General features: G+C 58.0%; 18 protein-coding genes. 10 read left to right on the forward strand and 8 right to left on the reverse strand.

The window, feature by feature from the left end; translation table 11 throughout:
• Positions 1-23: 23 nt before the first annotated feature.
• The 6 genes from rlmKL to rmf all read left to right on the forward strand — a co-directional run bounded on the left by rlmKL (position 24) and on the right by rmf (position 7,967).
• Positions 24-2,141: a bifunctional 23S rRNA (guanine(2069)-N(7))-methyltransferase RlmK/23S rRNA (guanine(2445)-N(2))-methyltransferase RlmL gene (rlmKL, locus tag CBW22_RS08325; protein ID WP_088516487.1), complete on the forward strand. Its 2,118-nt coding sequence runs from the start codon at positions 24-26 to the stop codon at positions 2,139-2,141.
• A gap of 5 nt (positions 2,142-2,146) precedes the next feature.
• A complete protein-coding gene (locus CBW22_RS08330) occupies positions 2,147-4,054 on the forward strand; it encodes an ABC transporter ATP-binding protein (RefSeq protein WP_058775386.1) in 1,908 nt (635 codons plus the stop codon).
• A gap of 16 nt (positions 4,055-4,070) precedes the next feature.
• Positions 4,071-5,354 carry a membrane integrity-associated transporter subunit PqiA gene (pqiA, locus tag CBW22_RS08335; protein WP_088516436.1) on the forward strand — a complete coding sequence of 428 codons (1,284 nt, stop codon included), beginning with the start codon at positions 4,071-4,073 and terminating at the stop codon, positions 5,352-5,354.
• The gene (pqiB, locus tag CBW22_RS08340; RefSeq protein WP_021508311.1) at positions 5,326-6,969 is read left to right on the forward strand and encodes an intermembrane transport protein PqiB; all 1,644 of its coding nucleotides are present in this window, start codon (positions 5,326-5,328) and stop codon (positions 6,967-6,969) included. Before pqiA ends, pqiB begins: the two co-directional genes overlap by 29 nt.
• Positions 6,966-7,532, forward strand: coding sequence for a membrane integrity-associated transporter subunit PqiC (gene pqiC, locus CBW22_RS08345; protein ID WP_021508310.1), 567 nt, complete (start codon positions 6,966-6,968; stop codon positions 7,530-7,532). The genes pqiB and pqiC overlap by 4 nt, the downstream gene beginning before the upstream one ends.
• 267 nt (positions 7,533-7,799) lie before the next feature.
• The gene (gene rmf, locus CBW22_RS08350) at positions 7,800-7,967 is read left to right on the forward strand and encodes a ribosome modulation factor (RefSeq protein ID WP_013508548.1); all 168 of its coding nucleotides are present in this window, start codon (positions 7,800-7,802) and stop codon (positions 7,965-7,967) included.
• A gap of 65 nt (positions 7,968-8,032) precedes the next feature.
• Here the strand turns inward: rmf and fabA are convergent, their stop codons facing one another.
• Entirely contained in the window at positions 8,033-8,551 is a 519-nt protein-coding gene (gene fabA, locus CBW22_RS08355) for a bifunctional 3-hydroxydecanoyl-ACP dehydratase/trans-2-decenoyl-ACP isomerase (protein ID WP_010616565.1), read from the reverse strand.
• A 67-nt stretch (positions 8,552-8,618) separates the two neighbouring features.
• Positions 8,619-10,481 carry an AAA family ATPase gene (locus tag CBW22_RS08360; RefSeq protein WP_088516437.1) on the reverse strand — a complete coding sequence of 621 codons (1,863 nt, stop codon included), beginning with the start codon at positions 10,479-10,481 and terminating at the stop codon, positions 8,619-8,621.
• Positions 10,482-10,534: 53 nt separating this feature from the next.
• Here CBW22_RS08360 and matP point away from each other — a divergent pair, with 53 nt between their 5' ends.
• On the forward strand, positions 10,535-11,002 hold the full coding sequence (gene matP, locus CBW22_RS08365) for a macrodomain Ter protein MatP (RefSeq protein WP_021508308.1): 468 nt from the start codon (positions 10,535-10,537) through the stop codon (positions 11,000-11,002).
• Positions 11,003-11,071: 69 nt separating this feature from the next.
• On the opposite strand, the gene ompA is transcribed toward matP, so the two are convergent.
• Entirely contained in the window at positions 11,072-12,142 is a 1,071-nt protein-coding gene (gene ompA / locus CBW22_RS08370; RefSeq protein WP_058759727.1) for a porin OmpA, read from the reverse strand.
• Positions 12,143-12,490: 348 nt separating this feature from the next.
• Positions 12,491-12,982, reverse strand: a complete 492-nt coding sequence (gene sulA / locus CBW22_RS08375) for an SOS-induced cell division inhibitor SulA (protein WP_031279848.1) — start codon at positions 12,980-12,982, stop codon at positions 12,491-12,493.
• A gap of 224 nt (positions 12,983-13,206) precedes the next feature.
• Here sulA and CBW22_RS08380 point away from each other — a divergent pair, with 224 nt between their 5' ends.
• Entirely contained in the window at positions 13,207-13,836 is a 630-nt protein-coding gene (locus CBW22_RS08380) for a TfoX/Sxy family DNA transformation protein (protein ID WP_021508305.1), read from the forward strand.
• Here CBW22_RS08380 and yccS read toward each other — a convergent pair.
• Together yccS and CBW22_RS08390 are read right to left on the reverse strand one after the other, a co-directional pair.
• A complete protein-coding gene (gene yccS / locus CBW22_RS08385) occupies positions 13,833-15,971 on the reverse strand; it encodes a YccS family putative transporter (protein ID WP_088516438.1) in 2,139 nt (712 codons plus the stop codon). The genes CBW22_RS08380 and yccS overlap by 4 nt on opposite strands.
• 8 nt (positions 15,972-15,979) lie before the next feature.
• Positions 15,980-16,423: a YccF domain-containing protein gene (locus CBW22_RS08390; protein WP_021508303.1), complete on the reverse strand. Its 444-nt coding sequence runs from the start codon at positions 16,421-16,423 to the stop codon at positions 15,980-15,982.
• A 123-nt stretch (positions 16,424-16,546) separates the two neighbouring features.
• Here CBW22_RS08390 and helD point away from each other — a divergent pair, with 123 nt between their 5' ends.
• Positions 16,547-18,601, forward strand: a complete 2,055-nt coding sequence (helD, locus tag CBW22_RS08395) for a DNA helicase IV (RefSeq protein WP_088516439.1) — start codon at positions 16,547-16,549, stop codon at positions 18,599-18,601.
• Between the two features lie 4 nt (positions 18,602-18,605).
• Here helD and CBW22_RS08400 read toward each other — a convergent pair whose 3' ends face one another.
• Together CBW22_RS08400 and CBW22_RS08405 are read right to left on the reverse strand one after the other, a co-directional pair.
• The gene (locus CBW22_RS08400) at positions 18,606-19,067 is read right to left on the reverse strand and encodes a methylglyoxal synthase (RefSeq protein WP_088516440.1); all 462 of its coding nucleotides are present in this window, start codon (positions 19,065-19,067) and stop codon (positions 18,606-18,608) included.
• 68 nt (positions 19,068-19,135) lie between these two features.
• Complete coding sequence (locus CBW22_RS08405) at positions 19,136-19,762, reverse strand: YccT family protein (RefSeq protein ID WP_021508300.1); 627 nt, start codon at positions 19,760-19,762, stop codon at positions 19,136-19,138.
• Between the two features lie 174 nt (positions 19,763-19,936).
• Between CBW22_RS08405 and CBW22_RS08410 the strand changes: the two genes are divergently transcribed.
• The gene (locus CBW22_RS08410) at positions 19,937-20,350 is read left to right on the forward strand and encodes a CoA-binding protein (RefSeq protein WP_088516441.1); all 414 of its coding nucleotides are present in this window, start codon (positions 19,937-19,939) and stop codon (positions 20,348-20,350) included.
• The last annotated feature ends 3 nt before the right edge of the window (positions 20,351-20,353 follow it).

Consider the following 20,353-nt stretch of genomic DNA (forward strand, 5'->3'; position numbering starts at 1 on the left):
TTAGCAAGAGTAAAAGTGACGATATGAATTCTCTGTTTGCCAGTACGGCGCGTGGGCTCGAAGAGCTGTTGAAAACTGAGCTGGACGCGCTGGGTGCGCAGGATTTGCAGGTGGTGCAGGGCGGCGTCCACTTCCGAGCCGACGACCGCGTAATGTACCAAAGCCTGCTGTGGAGCCGTCTGGCTTCACGTATTTTGCTGCCGCTGGGAGAATTCGGCGTCTGGAGCGATCTTGATCTCTACGTCGGCGCGCAAAGCATCCCGTGGAGCGAGCTGTTTGACAGCAACACCACGTTCGCCATCCACTTCAGCGGCACCAATGAGGTGATTCGCAACAGTCAGTTTGGTGCGCTGCGCATCAAAGATGCGATTGTCGATAGCTTTACCCGGCAGAATCTGGAGCGTCCGAGTGTCGATCGCGAGCAGCCGGGCATCCGCATTAACGCGTGGCTGAACAAAGATCGCGTTAGCATCGCGCTGGATCTGAGCGGCACTGCACTGCACCAGCGCGGCTATCGCCAGCAAACCGGCCAGGCACCGCTGAAAGAGAACCTGGCGGCGGCGATTGTGATGCGCTCCGGCTGGCAGAACGGCACGCCGCTGGTCGATCCGATGTGCGGCTCCGGTACGCTGCTGATTGAAGCGGCGCTGATCGCCTGCGATCGCGCGCCGGGCCTGCTGCGTTCGCACTGGGGCTTCAGCCGCTGGAAACGCCACAACAATGCACTGTGGCAGGAGGTGCGCAGCGACGCGCTGCAGCGTGCGCGCGCCGGCACGGCCGCCACCACGTCTCGCTTCTTTGGCTATGATAATGATGGTCGCGTGCTGGAATGGGCACGTGCCAACGCACGCCGCGCCGGCGTGTTTGATCTGTTCACCTTCGCGCAGCAGGATGTGCTGCAGCTGAAAAATCCGCTGGCGGGCGAAGCGATGCGCGGTACGGTGCTGAGTAACCCGCCGTACGGTGAGCGTCTGGAGAGCGAGCCGGCGCTGATTGCGCTGCACAGCCAGCTGGGCCGCATCATGAAACAGCAGTTTGGCGGCTGGAATTTGTCGCTGTTCAGCGCCTCACCCGAGCTGCTCAGCTGCCTGCAGCTGCGCGCCGATCGCCAGTTTAAAGCGAAAAACGGTCCGCTGGAGTGCGTACAGAAGAACTACCAGCTGGCGGAGAACAGCGCCGAAGGCGGCGCACAGATTGCCGAAGACTTTGCTAACCGCCTGCGTAAGAACAGCAAAAAACTGGACAAGTGGGCGCGCCAGTCGAATATTGACTGCTACCGCCTGTATGACGCCGATCTGCCGGAGTATAACGTGGCGGTCGATCGCTACGCCGGCTGGGTGGTGGTTCAGGAGTACGCGCCGCCGAAAACCGTGGATGCGACCAAAGCGCGTCAGCGCCTGTTTGACGTGATCGGTGCCACGCTGAGCGTGCTGGAGATACCGGCCAATCGCCTGGTGCTGAAAACCCGCGAACGGCAGAAGGGCAAAAACCAGTACCAGAAGCTGAGCGAGAAGGGCGAATTCTTTGAAGTGCAGGAGTTTAACGCGCGGCTGCTGGTGAACCTGACGGATTATCTTGATACCGGCCTGTTCCTCGACCACCGTATCGCGCGCCAGATGCTGGGCCAGATGAGCCAGGGGAAAGATTTCCTTAACCTGTTCTCCTATACCGGTAGCGCCAGCGTGCACGCCGGGCTGGGCGGCGCCAAATCCACCACCACGGTTGATATGTCGCGCACCTATCTGGAGTGGGCCGAACGTAACCTGCGCCTGAACGGATTAACCGGGCGCCAGCATCGCCTGATGCAGGCGGACTGCCTGAGCTGGCTGCGCGAAAGCGATGAGCAGTTCGATCTGATCTTTATCGATCCGCCGACCTTCTCCAACTCCAAACGTATGGAAGATGACTTCGATGTGCAGCGCGACCACCTGATGCTGCTGCAGAACCTGAAGCGCATGCTGCGTCGCGGCGGCACCATTATGTTCTCCAATAACAAGCGCGGCTTCAAAATGGATCTGGACGGCTTGCAGCGTCTGGGTCTGCAGGCGCAGGAAATTACGCAAAAAACGCTGTCGCAGGACTTTGCGCGCAACCGTCAAATTCACAACTGCTGGCTGGTAAGCCACGCCGGTAAGGAATAAGTTTTATGTCACTGATCAGTATCCATGGCGCTTACCTGTCGTTCAGCGATGCGCCGCTGTTGGATAACACCGAACTGCATATCGAAGAGGGCGAGCGCGTCTGTCTGGTTGGGCGCAACGGCGCCGGTAAATCGACGCTGATGAAAATCATCAACGGCGAACAGCCGCTGGATGACGGCCGCATTATTTATGAGCAGGATTTGGTGGTTGCGCGGCTGCAACAGGATCCGCCACGCAATATCACCGGTTCGGTGTACGACTTTGTCGCCGAAGGCGTGGCTGAACAGGCTGAACACCTCAAGGCTTACCACGCCATATCGCACCTGGTGATGGAAGATCCGAGCGAGAAAAACCTCAACGAAATGGGGCGACTGCAGACGATTCTCGACCATCACAACCTGTGGCAGCTCGATAGCCGCATCAACGATGTGCTGCAGCAAATCGGGCTGCAGCCGGACACCGAGCTGTCGTCACTCTCCGGTGGCTGGCTGCGTAAAGCCGCGCTGGGCCGTGCGCTGGTCAGCAACCCGCGCGTGCTGATGCTCGACGAACCGACGAACCACCTCGATATTGAAACCATCGACTGGCTGGAAAGCTTCCTGAAAACCTTCAACGGCAGCATCGTGTTTATTTCGCACGACCGCTCGTTTATCCGCAATATGGCGACGCGCATTGTCGACCTCGATCGCGGCAAGCTGGTGTCATGGCCGGGCGATTACGATCAGTTCCTGCTCGGCAAAGAGGAAGCGCTGCGCGTTGAAGAGATGCAAAACGCCGAATTCGACCGCAAGCTGGCGCAGGAAGAAGTGTGGATTCGCCAGGGCATCAAAGCGCGTCGCACCCGTAACGAAGGCCGCGTGCGCGCGCTGAAAGCGCTGCGTCGTGAACGTTCCGAACGGCGTGACGTGATGGGCAAAGCCAATATGCAGGTCGGTGAAGCGGCGCGTTCCGGCAAAATCGTCTTTGAGCTGGAAAACGTGGATTACGGCGTTGACGGCAAAACGCTGGTGAAGGATTTCTCCACCCAGGTGCAGCGCGGCGACAAAATCGCCCTGATTGGCCCGAACGGCTGCGGTAAAACCACGCTGCTGCGCCTGATGCTCGGCCAGCTGAAGGCGGATGCCGGTCGCGTGCACTGCGGCACCAAACTGGAAATCGCCTACTTCGATCAGCACCGCGCGGAGCTCGATCCGGATAAAACCGTGATGGATAACCTGGCGGAAGGCAAACAGGAAGTGATGGTCAACGGCAAGCCGCGCCACGTGCTCGGCTATCTGCAGGACTTCCTGTTCCACCCGAAACGCGCCATGACGCCGGTGCGTGCGCTGTCCGGCGGCGAGCGTAACCGCCTGCTGCTGGCGCGCCTCTTCCTCAAGCCCAGCAACCTGCTGATCCTTGACGAACCGACCAACGACCTCGACGTCGAAACGCTCGAGCTGCTGGAAGAGCTGGTGGATGGCTATCAGGGAACCGTACTGCTGGTGAGCCACGATCGTCAGTTTGTGGATAACACCGTGACCGAATGCTGGATCTTTGAAGGCAACGGCGAGATCGGTACCTTCGTCGGTGGCTACCATGATGCGCAGCAGCAGCGCGCCGCTTACAAGCAGACCAAAGCTGCACCGGTCAAAAGCGCAGCGACTAAACCGGCAGAAAAAGCCGACGCCCCCAAACGCAGCGCAGGCAAGCTAAGCTATAACCTGACGCGTGAACTGGAACAGCTGCCGCAAAAGCTGGAGCAGCTGGAGACGCGTATCGGTGAGCTGCAGGCGCAGATGAGTCATCCGGACTTCTTCAGCCAGCCGCACGACAAAACGCAGCCGGTGCTGGATGCGCTGGCGCAGGCGGAGCAGGAGCTGGAAACCACCTTTGAACGGTGGGAAGAGCTGGAAGCGCTGAAAAACGGCGCATAACGCAGAGGGAGTCAGCATGTGTGCCACGCATCAGACGCAGCACTGGATGCTCTGTCCGCAGTGTGATTTAACCGTAAAACTGCCCGCCGTACCGGTGGGCAGCCGTGCGCGCTGTCCACGCTGTCACACCACGCTGGTGGCTAACTGGCACGAACCGCGTAAACGTCCCACTGGCTATGCGCTGGCGGCGCTGTTTATGCTGTTGCTGGCCAATCTGTTTCCGTTTATCAGCATGCATGTGGCCGGTCTCAGCAGCCAGATCTCGCTGATGGCTATCCCGCAGGTGATGGATCGCGAGGATTATCGCAGCCTCGCCACGCTGTTCCTGCTGTTTGTGCAGGGCATTCCGGCTTTCTGCATGATCGCCATTCTGCTGCTGGTGAATCCGGTGCGCCTGCCGCACAGCCTGCGACTCGGGCTGGCACGTATTCTGTTTCAATTGCGCAGCTGGGGTATGGCGGAAATTTTCATGGCCGGCGTGCTGGTCAGCTTCGTCAAACTGATGGCCTACGGTGAAATTGGCCTTGGCAGCAGCTTCTGGCCATGGTGCCTGTTTTGTCTGCTGCAGCTGCGTGCGTTTCAGTGCGTCGATCGCCGCTGGGTCTGGCAGCGCATCGATCCGCTGCCGCCGCTGGCGCAAACGCCGCAGGCGGGCATCAGCGGACTGAAGCAGGGGCTGCGCAGCTGTCCGTGCTGCACCGCGATTCTGCCGGCCGCGCAGACAACCTGTCCGCGCTGCGGCGTGAGCGCTGCGCCGCGCAGGCAGCACAGCCTGCAGTGGACGCTGGCACTGCTGATCACCTCGGTGATGCTGTATATCCCGTCGAATATTATGCCGATCATGGTGACCGAAACGCTCGGCTCACAGTATCCGTCCAACATTATGGCCGGCGTCATTTTGCTGTGGAGCGATGGCTCCTGGCCGGTCGCGCTGGTGATTTTTATCGCCAGTATTATGGTGCCTTCGCTGAAGATGGTGGCGATTGGCTGGCTGTGCTGGCACGCCAGCGGCCGCGGCCGGCGCGACAGCGAGAAGATGCACCTGATTTATGAGGTGGTGGAGTTTGTTGGCCGCTGGTCAATGATTGATGTGTTTGTGATCGCTGTGCTTTCTGCGCTGGTGCGCATGGGCCAGCTGATGAGTGTTTACCCTGCGCCAGGCGCGCTATTGTTTGCGCTGGTGGTGATCCTGACTATGTTCGCCGCCATGACGTTTGATCCGCGCCTGATTTGGGATCGCCTACAGGAAACTGAACGTAAGGAGCCGCGTCTTGACGGACAACCAACACGGCATTGCTAACGTCGACCAGATTAAACGCTGGTCGCCGGTGTGGATCGTACCTATCGTCACGCTGTTAATCGGCGGATGGATTCTGTTTTATCACTTCAGCCATCAGGGACCGCAGGTCACGCTGATCACCGAAAACGCCGAAGGCATTGTTGCCGGTAAAACCACCATTAAAAGCCGCAGCGTCGACGTGGGCACCGTTGAAAGCGCGGTACTGACGGACGATCTGCACCATGTGGAGATCACCGCGCGCCTGAATGCCGGCATGGAAAAACTGCTGCATAAAGACAGCGTGTTTTGGGTGGTGAAGCCGCAGATTGGCCGGGAAGGGGTGACGGGCCTCGGTACGCTGCTCTCCGGCGCCTACATTGAACTGCAGCCGGGCGCCAAAGGGGATAAGCCAGAGCACTATCAGCTGCTCGACGCGCCGCCGCTGGCACCGCCGGATGCCAAAGGTATTCGCGTCATCCTCGACAGCAAAAAAGCCGGCCAGCTTAATCCGGGCGATCCGGTGCTGTTCCGCGGCTATCGCGTCGGCACGGTGGAAACCAGCACCTTTGATACCGACAAGCGCATGATGACCTATCAGCTGTTCATCGCCGCGCCTTACGATCGGCTGATTACCACCAATGTGCGCTTCTGGAAAGACAGCGGCATTGCGGTGGATATGTCCGCTTCCGGCATGCGCGTCGAAATGGGCTCGCTGACGACCCTGTTTAGCGGTGGTGTGAGCTTTGACGTGCCGGACGGCTGGGAACTCGGCGAGCTGGCCAAAAACCAGGACGACTACCACCTGTATGATGACCAGCGCAGCATTCAGGATTCGCTGTACACCAAGCACACTGATTTCCTGATGTTCTTCAGCGACTCGATTCGTGGTCTGCAGGTCGGCGCTCCGGTAGAGTTCCGCGGCATTCGTCTTGGTACCGTGGCTCAGGTGCCTTACATGATCCCGGGCGTGAATCAGGCGCTGAACACCGATTACCGCGTGCCGGTGCTGATCCGCATTGAGCCGGACCGCTTTATCAGCCGTCTGGGTGGCGACTTCAATCTTGAACAGCATCTGCAGGATGGTAAGAAACGCGGCCTGCGCGCCACGCTGAAAACCGGCAACCTGCTGTCCGGTGCGCTGTTTGTCGATCTCGACTTCTATGACAATGCACCGGCTTACAAAGGACCGAACGAAGTGGCGGGGCTGGAGGTGATTCCGACCGTGAGCGGCGGTCTGAGCCAGATTCAGCAGAAACTGATGGCGGCGCTGGATAAGATCAACGCGCTGCCGCTCAACCCGATGATCAACCAGGCCACCGGCACGCTGAAAGAGAGCCAGCGCACCCTGCAGCAGCTGCAGAAAACGCTGGATAACCTCAATCAGATCACCGCCAACCCGGCGATGAAAACGCTGCCGGCCGATATGCAGCAAACCCTGCGCGAGCTTAATCGCAGCATGAAGGGGCTGCAGCCGGGATCGCCAGCCTATAACAAACTGGTGGGCGATATGCAGCGCCTTGACCAGGTGCTGCGCGAATTGCAGCCGGTGCTGAAAACGCTCAACAGTAAGAGCAACGCGCTGGTATTTGAAGCCAAACCGGGTCAGGATCCGCAGCCAAAGAGGGCGAAACAGTGAAAAAAGGGCTGATTATCGGTGCTGTGCTGCTGCTGGCGGGCTGCAGCAGCACCATCGACACCACTTATTACCAGCTGCCTGCGGGCAGCAATATGGCGCGCGTCAGCAGTGACGCCTCCGCCAGCCAGCCGATGATTTGGGTTGAACAGGTGAGCGTGCCGGATTATCTCGCCGGCAACGGGCTGGTTTATCAAACCAGCGACGTGAAGTACGTGATTGCCGCCAACAATCTGTGGGCCAGTCCGCTCGACCAGCAGCTGCAGCAGACACTGGTGAGTAACCTCGGCCAGGCGTTGCCCGGCCGGCTGGTGGCCAGTCAGCCGCTGGGTGACACGCACGATACGCTCAGCGTGCATGTCACCGGCTTCCACGGCCGTTATGACGGCAAGGTGGTAGTAAGCGGTGAATGGCTGTTGCAACATCAAGGCCGGCTTATCAAACATGGCTTTAATCTGACGCTGCCGCAGACCGAAGATGGCTACGATGCGCTGGTGCGCACGCTGGCGCTCGGCTGGCAGCAAACGGCACAGCAAATCGCTAACAGCGTGGTGACGCTAAATTAGGATTTGTTCGATGCTTATGCTAAGTCCCTGATTTGCCGTTATGTGACGGCGCGCAAATCAGGGACTTTTTTATTGCGGAATCAGCCAGATATGGCGGCAGCACTGAGGGATTTGTGTCGATTTCACGGCAAATTGATGACATTGGCGTGAATTTTGCGCATTGACCTTTCACCCACCACAGGTTAGAACATTACTGTGGTTGAACATTAATTCACCACTCTTTCTTTCCACCAGATTCCACCAGACCTGAAATGAGGGAAACGAGGTATGAAGAGACAGAAGAGAGACCGCCTGGAACGAGCACATTCACGAGGCTATCAGGCAGGCATTACCGGCCGCTCAAAAGAGATATGCCCTTATCAAATGATCGATGCCCGGTCTCACTGGTTGGGAGGTTGGCGACAAGCCATGGAGGACAGGTCGGCGGTGGCTTAGGCACCGTCGGATGTCTGTAAACAGGAAAAAAACCTCCGCTGCGTGCGGAGGTTTTTGTTGGCGGGTCAGAACGCTGAAGTGTCTTTAAACAGGCCCACTTTCAGGTCAGTCGCGGTGTAAATCAGGTTACCGTCGACGAACACTTCGCCATCGGCCACGCCCATCACCAGCTTGCGGTTGATGACGCGTTTGAAGTGAATTTTGTAAGTAACCAGCTTCGCCGTCGGCAGAACCTGGCCGGTGAATTTCACTTCACCCACACCCAGCGCACGGCCTTTACCTTCCGCACCCAGCCAGCCGAGATAGAAGCCAACCAGCTGCCACATAGCATCCAGACCCAGACAGCCTGGCATCACCGGATCGCCTTTAAAGTGGCAATCAAAGAACCACAGGTCAGGGCGGATATCCAGTTCGGCTTCCACATAACCTTTATCGAATTTGCCGCCGTCTTCGGTCATTTTGACCACGCGGTCCATCATCAACATGTTGTCAGACGGAAGCGGTGGGCCATTCTCGCCAAACAGTTCGCCGCGACCAGAGGCAATCAGGTCTTCTTTGCTATAGGATTCGCGTTTATCTACCATGTTCTCAATATGCCTTCTTTTAGTGAAGCCCGAATATTAGCGAACAGTTGTACGCTGGGCAATGTAATCAGCTGTGGTTGAACCAGTTGAGCCAGCGTAATGGCCAGGGCCGCGGTCGGTTTTCCTGCTGATTGAGCTGAGTAATGCGCTCCTGAATGGTGCTCAGCAGCGAGTCGCCGCTTTCGCTCTGCCAGGCAATACCGGTTAACAGCGGCAGCGCTTCGTCAACGCGCTCAATCGCCCAGATATGGAACTGGCCCTGCTGCACCGCTTCTACCACGTCGTCGCTGAGGCTGAGATGGCGCACGTTGCTGGCAGGCAGAATCACGCCCTGTTTGCCGGTCAGCTCGCGCGACTGGCAGATATGGAAGAAGCCTTCGATTTTCTCATTCAGACCACCCACCGGCTGCACGTTACCAAACTGGTCCACCGAACCGGTAACGGCAATCTGCTGGTTCAGCGGCTGGTTTGCCAGCGCGCTGATCAGCACACACAGCTCGGCCAGCGAAGCGCTGTCACCGTCGACTTCGGAGTAAGACTGTTCAAACACCAGCGATGCCGAGAAGGGCAGCTGCTGTTCCAGCTCCAGCTCGGAAATCAGATATGCCTGCATGATCATCATGCCTTTGGCGTGGATGTTGCCGCCAAGCTCCGCTTTGCGCTCCACGTCGGTAAATTCGCCATCGCCCGGGTGCACAACACAGGTGATGCGTGATGGCTCGCCCCACGGACGTGGATGGCCAGGGAATTCAATCACCGACAGGCCGTTGATCTGCCCGACCACTTCGCCTTCCGTTTCGATCATGATCTGATTTAACAGGATCTCATCGCGCATCCGGTCGGCGAGGAAACTCTCGCGCCACTGGCGTGCTTCCAGCGCCTCTTTCAGCGCCTCGCCATTCAGCGTCTCACCGTGCAGCGCGGCTTCCTGCAGCTGACGGCGCAGCCAGCGCGGGCACAGCGGCAGCGTGTCCTGATCGCCGGTCAGACGCACCGCTTCCTGGATCAGCAGCGGCCAGAAATCAGCTTCGGGTGGCGTCAGGCCGGCCCGTTCCGCCTGGCATAGCGTCCAGCGACACCAGTTGGCCATGTCATCCTCATCGACCAGCTGGAGATTCTCTTCGAACTCGCTGTAGAGCGCCATTTCGTGCACTTCAACGTCCAGTTCCTGGAAGCTGGCCAGCGCCTCGCGATCGCCGCATAAAATCAGACGCAGCTGCAGCGGCAGTGGGGGAATGGTCACCGGCAGGGGACGGCGCTCGTCCGGTGAGTACCAGTCGAAGCGGCCCAGTTCGATCACTTTGCGCAGGCGTAGCCACAGCAGCGGCTGCGCCAGCAGGGTATTGATCGACAGAATCAGCGTGCCACCGTTAGCCTGATGCAGCAGACCGGGCTCCAGCTGTACGCGATCTTTATACTGACGCACGCAGCCAAACAGCTGCTCGGACTCAATCCAGTCGGCGTAATGCACGCCGCCGGTGCTGGTGAAGGGACGGCTGGCATCGACAGGTGGCTGCAGGCTGACGTTGTCGCCCATCACATGGTAATCACCGCCGTACAGCGCGTCCTCGTCAGGCTGAAAGCGCTGCGCTGCTTCGGCAATCCACGCCAGATAATCACTGTTTTCCTGGCTGCGTAACAGCAGCAGCGGAAAGCCCAGCGTTTGATGATGTAAATGCGCCAGCGCATTCAGCAGACGCGGCTGAACCGCGGCAAGCGTATCGCTATCTTCCAGAGAGACGGTTGAGAAAAGTGATTGGTAGCGTGAGCTATCCGGCTGCAGGGCTTGCCACGTAAGTTGAGTGCTGGTCAAAATATTCGCATTAGTCTGGTTCAGGAAAAGCGCGATTATACAGGATTCAACCCGGTTAAGCACGGCGCACTTCCGGCCTGAACTGTGATGGCCGCAACATGTTTTTCCTTGCTGCATCCGGGAAAAAAGCTGTTATTCTTAGTTTGTTACGTGATCACGATGAGATTCCGATGAAATACCAGCAACTCGAAAATCTTGAAAGTGGATGGAAGTGGAAATACCTGGTGAAAAAGCATCGGGAAGGTGAGTTGATCACCCGGCATATTGAGCTGAGCGCTGCGCAGGCGGCGGTAGAGACGTTGCTGGCGATGGAGAATAACCCGGTTGAGGTCGGTGACTGGATCGCAAAGCATATCCATCCGGAGCTGGAAAACCGTCTGAAGCAGACCATACGCGCGCGGCGTAAACGCCATTTCAACGCAGAGCATCAGCACACGCGGAAAAAATCGATCGATCTGGAGTATCTGGTGTGGCAGCGTCTGGCCGGTCTGGCGCAGCGTCGTAACAGCACCCTGTCAGAGACCATTGTTCAGCTGATTGAAGATGCAGAACGCAAAGAGAAGTATGCCAGTCAGATGTCGACGCTGAAGCAGGATCTGCAGGCGATTCTGGGTAAAGGCGGCGCGGATAACGAATAGCAAAAAATTGTGTGTGATAAAAAGCCAAAAAAAACCCCGCCGAAGCGGGGTTTTTTATTGCGCGATAACTTAAGCCTGTGGCTGAGTTACAACGTCTTTGATACCTTTCACGTCGATTTCTACGCGACGGTCTGGCGCCAGGCAGTCGATCAGGGCATTGCGGCCTTTCACGCTGTCACAGGTGTTGCCAGTAACTGGGTTAGATTCACCCATGCCACGTGCAGAGATCTTGTTAGCCGGGATACCTTTAGATACCAGGTAGTCGACAACAGACTGAGCACGTTTCTCAGACAGTTTCTGGTTGTACTGGTCTGAACCGATGCGGTCGGTGAAGCCCAGAACCACAACAGAACCGTCTTTCGGATCCATTGAGCTCAGCTGGCTGTACAGCTGATCCAGAGCCTGCTGGCCTTCTGGCTTCAGGGTAGATTTGTTGAAGGTGAACAGCACGTCAGACTTCAGAGTGAAACGCTTGGTTTCAACAACCGGAGCCGGAGCTGGCGCTGGAGCAACAACTGGTGCAGCAGCTTCGTCCTGACCGAAACGGTAAGAAACGCCGACGCTCAGCATGCTGTTGTCTGGACGCGCACCAACGGTACCTGCGTCACCGATGTTGTTAACCCACTGGTAGTCCAGGCGAGTCGCCCAGTTTTTGGTCAGTGCGTATTCAACACCAACAGCAGCCAGCGGAGAAACGCCGGTGTCGTGGTTGCTGATGCGGCCGTTGTCTGGGTTGGTCTGAGTTGAATCAGCACGCCATACCATGCCGCCCAGACGGGTGTACACGTCCAGATCGTCAGCAATTGGGTAGCTCAGTTTAGCTGCCAGCTGAACGCCCTGTGCTTTGAATGCGCCATTGGTCACGTTGCCTTTGTTCGGCATACGGCCCAGCCAGTCGTAGCCCAGCTCGAAGCCCAGGTATGGGTTAGCCTGGTAGCCCAGGAAAGCACCTGCGCCCAGCTGAGATTCGTGAGTTGGACCGTCGTTGTTTTCGTAACCGTTACCGTAGTAACCAGTATCGTGATACTGAGACCAGCCCAGTTTAGCACCGGTATACCAGGTGTCATCTTTAGGAGCGGCCTGCGCTACGGTAGCGAAGCCAGCCAGTGCCACTGCAATTGCGATAGCTGTCTTTTTCATTTTGCGCCTCGTTATCATCCAAATAGGCAATGAGCAAAAAGGTTGCTCTTGGTTGTAATCCTTCGCCGGGTCTAAACGCTCGCTTATGACTCTACCGAAAAAACGGAGGTTATTGAGCACCCTGGCGAGGTAAAGTCTACAACGAGATTGGAAACTTACAAGTATGATGTGACGTCAGCGGATAAAAAAACAGGGATTTATACACACATTTTAACAAATGACATGGCAAAATTTTCGCTACCGGAAAAGAAAAATGCGGCTAAGCCATTGTCATAGCTGGCGGGAAAAGAATCAGTGGCTTAGCCGCAACTTTGTGAAAAAATAGCGTGAGAAAAATCTTAGTTTTACTTAATGAAACAAATCAGAGGGAATTTTTGCGCTGTTTGGCTGTCTGGACAGAGCAAGATCCCGCCCCTGAGGACGCATAATCAATCCCAGCGCTTCGCCTTCGGCGGCTGCCTGCTCAAGTTCCAGGCGCTCTTCATTGCTCAATTCATAAGGAATCCAGGCAAGGACCACGCTGTAGTTGCCGGTGCGCAACGCTTTCACCATGCTCTCAACCGTGCTTAAACGCTCGGATTCCGTAATATGCATACTCTTTTCCAGCGGTAATCCTGACTGCTGCATCCAGCTGCGGTTCAGTTTGTGCGCTGGCGTCAGCCACAGCTGCCAGCGTGACTGGGTGCTCAGCTGCTTGAGGACCGGCAGTAACAGCAGCGGCATGATGCCGGGCTGCTCGCTATAACGCAGTTCAGTAATACCACCCAGAGAAGGTTGCGTTAAGCCAGTCGCAGCGAAACGGTGAGCACGATCAGCAGGGCCAGAGTATTGAGTACGCATATTTTAATCACTCAGTAATGAACTGTATGAATATACAGTAATGAGTTCCTGGATAAAGATCAACCTCAATTTCTGAAAATGCATCGCAAATTCCGCACAAGATCCGCGCGTTGCCGCTTTTATTCATTGAACAGCTAAATCGTTTTTTCTATCTTCTAACCAGATGAATCTCTGAGCTTTTTATAGGAAATTTCCCGCGCAAGGAATGAGGAAAAGGGGACGTTATGAAGAAAAATAATCCGGTGGTTGAGCAGTCCAAAGCCCAGTTGGCGGCATTGGGAAAAATTGAATCGCGCACCCAGTTTGGTGGTTACGCGCTGGCGGTCGAAAAGGTGGTGTTTGCTTACATCAATGAGGATGCGCTCTATCTGCGCGCCAGTGAGGCGCTACAGCACTATGCCGCACAGCGCCCGCTGGAACCGTTGATATACCGCAAGCGCGGCATGCCGGTGACGCTCAGCTACTACAAAGTGGATAATCAGCTCTGGCAGGACGCCGATCAGCTGCTGCGCTTATCGGCCAGTTCGCTGTCTGCGGCGCGCGCCGAGGCGGCGAACAGACTTGTCTTGCTCAGGCTGAAAGATCTGCCCAATCTCAGCCTGCGCATGGAGCTGATGCTGCACAAAGTCGGAATCAATTCTGTTCGCTTGCTGTATGAAATGGGCTCGCGTCAGAGCTGGCTGAAGCTGCGGGCGGTGAATAAAGATATCGGCCTGAAAACACTGCTGGCGCTGGAAGGGGCCATTTCCGGCCATCATCAGGCCGCTTTGCCGGCGGCGGTACGTGAAGAGTTGAGCGCCTGGTATCAGGAAACGCTCCGCCAGCACGCCGCGGCGGAGCGCCTGTTGCCTTAAGCGGCGGCGAGGGTGCGGCGCAGGCGGGCAATTTCCGGCAGCAGCGCAATCAGTAGCCCCAGCTGCTGCAACACCAGCGGTGCCTGCGCCTCCTCACTGGTTTTCAGCGCGCTCAGGCGCTGCATCAGTGCCTGCTGCATCGTTTCCGCCTGCGCTTCGCTGACGCGATCGATCTGCAGCACATCCTCGACGAAGCATACCGCGTCATCTAAAAGTGTCAGCAGTTCGCCCTGCGTCAGCCGCTCCCGGTGCGCGCCCAGCGCCGAAATGTAGCTGAGAAACGAGTGGTTGAGGCACATCAGACGGAACGCATTCTCGCGCAGCGGCGGCTGTTGCTTCAGTTCGCCGCTGATATTGGACACCACGGACGCCAGTTCCGCATCGGCGTTATGCGCGTCACGGCGCGCCACGCGGTAGGCGAGACGGTTATCTTTACCCTGATGATACTGTTCCAGGATGGCATCAAGATAACGACAGTTGGCATTCAGCGTGCGATCGGCAACCGTCGTCAGCTGCCGGAAACGCCAGTCAGGCCAGACAAATGCCACCGCCAGCCAGGCGAGGCCACAGCCGAGCAAGGTATCCACCACGCGCGGCAGGGCGACATCAAAGCCTTCACCCAGCAGATTGAAGCACAGCAGCACCAGCAGGGTGATGAATAGCGTCGCCTGCGCGTACTGAATCTGGCGGAAGGCAAAAAACAGCACGCCGCTCAGCACAATCAAAACCAACTGGCCCTCGATAGAGGGCACCAGCCACAGCACCGGCAGGCCAATCGCAATACCGGCCAGGGTTCCGCCAATACGCAGCGCCAGCCGCCGTCGTGTGGCGTTGTAGTTAGGCTGGCAGACAAACAGGCTGGTCAGCAGGATCCAATAGCCGCGATGCAGGCCGGTAAGCTGAATGAAGGCGTACCCCACGCACAGCACCAGCGACATGCGCACCGCATGGCGGAACAACGCCGAGGTCGGACTCAGATGGCGACTGAGGCGCAGCCGGATATCCGCCCAGCCACTCAAGCCTTCACGCGACAGATGGTGATCGCTCTGCGTCAGCGGTTCTGCCAGCCGCTGCTCAGATTCGATCGACGCCAGCTGCGCATCAATGGCGCGTAAGTTGCGCAGCAACCAGAACAGCGGACGAATGTGCGTCGCCTGCGGATCGTTATGTTGCAGGCGCTGCAGGGCGGTCTCCAGCCGTTCAAAGCTGCGCGCAAAGTGACTATCGTGGTGCCACGGCTGGCGCAGCACGATATTCTCTGCCAGCTGGCGACAGGCCTGCGCCTGCATGTTCAACAGTCGCTGAAAGCGAAACAGCACCTCGTTGTAGCGCCAGTCATCGCGCAGCAGGTGATATTGCAGATGCGACGAGCTGGCGCGCTCGTGAATATCCTGCGCCACAAAATAGTAATGCAGGCTGCGCCGCGTGCTGCGCGAGCCGCGATCGCCGCGTAAACGGCTCTGTATGGTGGTTTTCGTCAGGTTGAGCTGCGCCACCAGCTGACTATTGACCATCGCGGTGGCGATCAGCGCCGCGTCATCCTGCTCACCGCCGTCGGGATCAAACAGATTGGCCTTGGCTTCCAGATAGCGCGCCAGCTGGGAAAAGCTAGCGGCCAGCTGCTCCTGCACCGGGCGCACCGGAAACATCAGGTGGCCGATAAAGGTCAGCAGGTTGTACCACAACGCGCCAATCAGCAGCAGCGCCGGCTGCATCCACCACTGCGGAAACAGGCCAATGCCCAGCATGGTGTACACCGCGATCAGCAGGGCACCAAACGCAATGGTGGCGTAGCGCTGCCCCAGCGCGCCCAGCAGAATAAATCCCCAGCTGGAGAGCGCAAGACCGATAGCAAATAGCCACGGGTGCGGAAACAGCAGCTCGACCGAGACCGAGGCAATGCAGAAGCACACCAGCGTGATGAGCAGGTTGCGCACGCGGCCGGTCCAGCGATCGTCAAGATCGGCCAGCGCCGCCGCCACGACGCCGAGCGTCAGCGGGATGGTCCACTCAATCTGCTGCAGCCACCAGGGAACGGCGGCACAGCCGGCCAGCGCGAAGAAGATGCGCAGCAGATAGCGCAGGCTGCTGTTGAACAGATAACGGCGCCAGCCGGGCATAGCGTCAGGCATCATCTTCAGCCTCAGTAGCGGCGCCGCGCGTTGGCTTCACGCGCCGCCTGCGCTTCTTCCACTGACACCACGCGGCGACCTACCGGCCACAGCGCGATAGCGGCGATTTTAAAGTGGGCAATGCCGGTCGGAATACCGATGATGCTCAGACACTGCAGGATGCCGGTCGAGATGTGCATCAGGCACAGCCACCAGCCAAAGAAAATCAGCCAGAACAGGTTGAGGAAGGTCCCTCCGGCGTTCAGCACGTGGCTTTTGCTCTCCGGGCGCAGCACGTCAACGTGAACCGCTTCGTTGCCAAACGGCAGCAGGGACAGTTTGGTGATCTCCCAGCAGGAGCGGGTCAGCGGCAGGGTAAAGATCAGCACGATGCTGATCAGCGTGGCCAGCAGCCAGCCGAGGGTGGTGATAAAGCCGCCAAGAACAAAATTCAGAATATTAAGCACGGTGCGCATAACGCGATTTTCCTTTTGCAATCCGCAATATGTGTCGCCCAGTTTAGCGTGTTTTAAGGCTGGAGCGCTAAGGGTCTGACAGGTAAACTGCGCGATAATTGAATTCCACATGACGGTGCGGAGATGGAACTAAAAGCAACATCCATGGGCAAACGGCTGGCACAGCATCCCTATAACCGGGTGCGATTGCTGGCTGCCGGTGTGGAAGTCAGCGGCGATCGCCATGAGTACCTGATCCCGTTTAATCAGCTGATCGGTATTACCTGCAAACGCGGCCTGGTGTGGGGCGAGCTGGAGTTTTTGTTACCGGAAGAGAAAGTGGTGCGGTTGCACGGCACCGAGTGGCAGGAAACCCAGCGTTTTTATCATTACCTGCAGCAGGCGTGGCAGCAGTGGAGCCTCGAGATGAGCGAAATCAGCGCGCAGGTGCTGAGCGCGCTGCAGCAGGAGATCGTCGCGTTTACCGGCCAGGATCGCTGGCTGAAGCGCAGCGAGTTGGCGGCGCTAAAAGAGACCATCACGCGCCAGTTTTCCGCCTTACCGCTGCCGCTGGCACGGCTTGAGGAGTTTGATAACTGCCGCACGCTGTGGCGCTTTTGCCAGCAGTGGCTTGAGCAGGGCGAGAGCGCGATTCGGCAGCGCAACCGTGAATGGAGCGCGCGGGTGATCAGCGATAATCACGCCTTCTTCTCCACCGTTGAAACCACGCCGCTCAATCCATCGCAGTGTGAGGCGGTGGTCAACGGTGAAGACGCGCTGCTGGTGCTGGCTGGCGCGGGCAGCGGTAAAACCTCGGTGCTGGTGGCGCGCGCCGGCTGGCTGTTACAGCGCAAACTGGCGCAGCCGGAGCAAATCCTGCTGCTGGCTTTTGGTCGCCAGGCGGCGGAAGAGATGAACGATCGGATCCAGACGCGGCTGGGTGAGAGCGCGATTCAGGCGCGTACGTTTCACGCGCTGGCGCTGCACATCATTCGTGAAGGCAGCAATAAGCAGCCGGTCATCAGCCGGCTGGAAAGTGACAGCAGCGCACGACGTCAGTTGCTGATCGAAAACTGGCGCGAGCAGTGCAACAGCAAAAAGGCGCAGGCCAGCGGCTGGCGACAGTGGTTGCAGGAAGAGCTGGCGTGGGACGTGCCGGAAGGTCCGTTCTGGCAGGATGATAAACTGGCGCAGCGTCATGCCGTGCGGCTGGAGCGCTGGCTCGGCCTGATGCGCATGCACGGCGGCGCGCAGGCGGCGATGATTGCCGATGTGCCGGAACCGCTGCGCGACAATTTCACGAAGCGCGTCAGGCTGATGGCACCGCTGCTGAAAGCATGGAAAAGCGCACTGAAAACCGAGGGCGCGGTGGATTTTTCCGGGCTGATCCACCAGGCGATCGCTGTGCTGGAGAAGGGCCGCTTTATCAGCCCGTGGAAGCACATTCTGGTGGATGAATTCCAGGATATTTCCCCGCAGCGGGCGGCGCTGCTCAGCGCGCTGCGGCAGCAAAATAAGCGCACCAGTTTGTTTGCGGTCGGCGATGACTGGCAGGCAATCTATCGCTTTAGCGGCGCGGAGATGAGCCTGACCACCGCGTTTCATCACTATTTTGGCGAAGGCGACCGCTGCGTGCTGGATACCACCTACCGCTTCAACGATCGCATCGGTGACATTGCCAACCGCTTTGTGCAGCAGAATCCGCATCAGCTGCGCAAGCCGCTCAACAGCCTGAGCAAAGGGAACAAGAAATCCATTACGCTGCTGCCGCAGGAGCAACTGGAAGCGCTGCTCGACAAACTGAGCGGTTACGCGAAGCCGGACGAGCGCGTACTGCTGCTGGCGCGTTACCATCATCTGCGTCCGGCGATGCTGGATAAAGCCAAAACCCGCTGGCCGAAACTGCGTATCGACTTCATGACCATCCACGCCAGTAAAGGTCAGCAGGCGGATTTTGTCATCGTGCTGGGGCTGCACGAAGGGCGTGACGGTTTCCCGGCGCAGGCGCGCGAGTCGATCATGGAAGAGGGATTGCTACCGCAGCCGGAGGATTTTCCGCATGCCGAAGAGCGGCGCCTGGCCTACGTGGCCATCACGCGCGCGCGTCAGCAGGTGTGGCTGATGTTTGATAAAGAGCGGCCTTCCGTGTTTGTTGAACACCTGCGCGAACTGGGCGTTGCGCAGAGCCGGAAGGCCTGAGATATCAGGCTTTCAGGCGTTCCGTCAGGTAGCGCTGATAATCGGGGATCTGGATGGTCACTTCGCTGGCAAACATCGGCGAATGGATAATGAAATCAGCGGTGGCGCGGTTGGTCGCCACCGGGATATTCCATACGGTGGCCAGGCGCAGCAGCGCTTTGACGTCCGGATCGTGCGGTACTGCATTGAGCGGATCCCAGAAGAAGAACAGCACATCAATTTTACCTTCAGCAATCAGCGCGCCGACCTGCTGATCGCCGCCCATTGGCCCGCTGAGCATGGCATTCACATCCAGTCCGGTATGACGATCGATCAGGTTGCCAGTGGTGCCGGTGGCGTATAGCACGTGAGGTTGCAGCGCATTTTGATTGATTTTCACCCAGTCCAGCAGCGAGGCTTTGCAGTGGTCGTGGGCAACGAGGGCGATGTGTTTCTGAACTTTCAGGGTACGAACGGTCTGCTCCATGGGGCTTCCTGTTTCGGCGCGTGCAAACGTAGTGAATGCACGAGTTTACCCCTGGCGTTCAGCTGCTATCAACTTGCGCGTAGGGTTTTCACCCAACTGATAAAACGCTGCCGCGTGGCGGCATCAACACGCTGCAGCCAGCGTTGCAGCGCGGGCAAATTACTGGCGTCCTGCCACACCATATCCAGACTGAGACTGGCGTCCGGTACGCTGGCCGCCTGCAGCGCAAAGCGCGGCACGCTGGCCGCCTGCGCCGTACGGTTGTAATTGATCATCGCCTGTTCAACATTGCCGCTGCTCTCACCCGGCAACCGATCGCGAATGCTGGCTATTTCATTACCACGCTCATCAATCAGCTGAAAATTTAACGACTTATCAAACAGGCTGCGTTCGCGGCGGTTATTCAGCGCCGGCAGGCGAATCGCTACGGAATGGGCGTCGGCGGTGAAGGTGACGATCATCAGTTCTGAGCGGAAGTGGGTGGCATCGGCGCAGGGTTTATCCACGCGAAACAGAAACTGATGCTGACCGCGCTCCAGCTCAAGGCTGTCCGCGCCTTTCAGCAGCGAACCTGAGATTTTGCGCCCATCCAGCACCAGCAGGTCGATCTGCGGATCGAGCTTCAGGGTGATGGCATGGCAGGTTGCCGATACGAGCAACAACAGCAAACCCGTAACAGCCAGAGACAGCTTCATTTCAACTCCCGGAACAGGGGAAAAAGGGCGATGTGTAGCAAATTATTACATTATGGCAGTTAATTTACATTTTAACATATTTATTCGTGTCGCCGCGCAAACTTTTCGTGCGCTGCGCTTGCACTTTAGCGCGCAATGGCATCTACACTCAGGCGAGTGAACAAGGAGAAAAACATGAACGATCAAACGATTCGCGATGTCCTGACGCAAACCCAACGCATCGCGCTGGTCGGTGCCAGCGATCGCACTGAGCGTGCCAGCTATGGCGTAATGAAATACCTGCTCGATCAGGGTTATGACGTGGTGCCGGTGAGCCCGAAGCTGGCGGGACAGCAGCTGCTGGGCCAGCCCGTGTATGGCACGCTGGCGGACATCCCGGGCAAGATAGACATGGTGGATGTGTTCCGCAATTCCGAAGCGGCATGGGGCGTGGCGCAGGAAGCGATTGCTATCGGCGCCAAAACCCTGTGGCTGCAGCTGGGCGTGATCAATGAGCAGGCGGCGGTGCTGGCGCGTGATGCCGGGCTGACGGTGGTGATGGATCGCTGCCCGAAGATAGAAATCCCGCGGCTGGGCATAACGCGGTAAAGA

Source organism: Pantoea sp. VS1, from assembly GCF_002207995.1.
Classification (GTDB): Bacteria; Pseudomonadota; Gammaproteobacteria; order Enterobacterales; family Enterobacteriaceae; genus Pantoea; species Pantoea dispersa.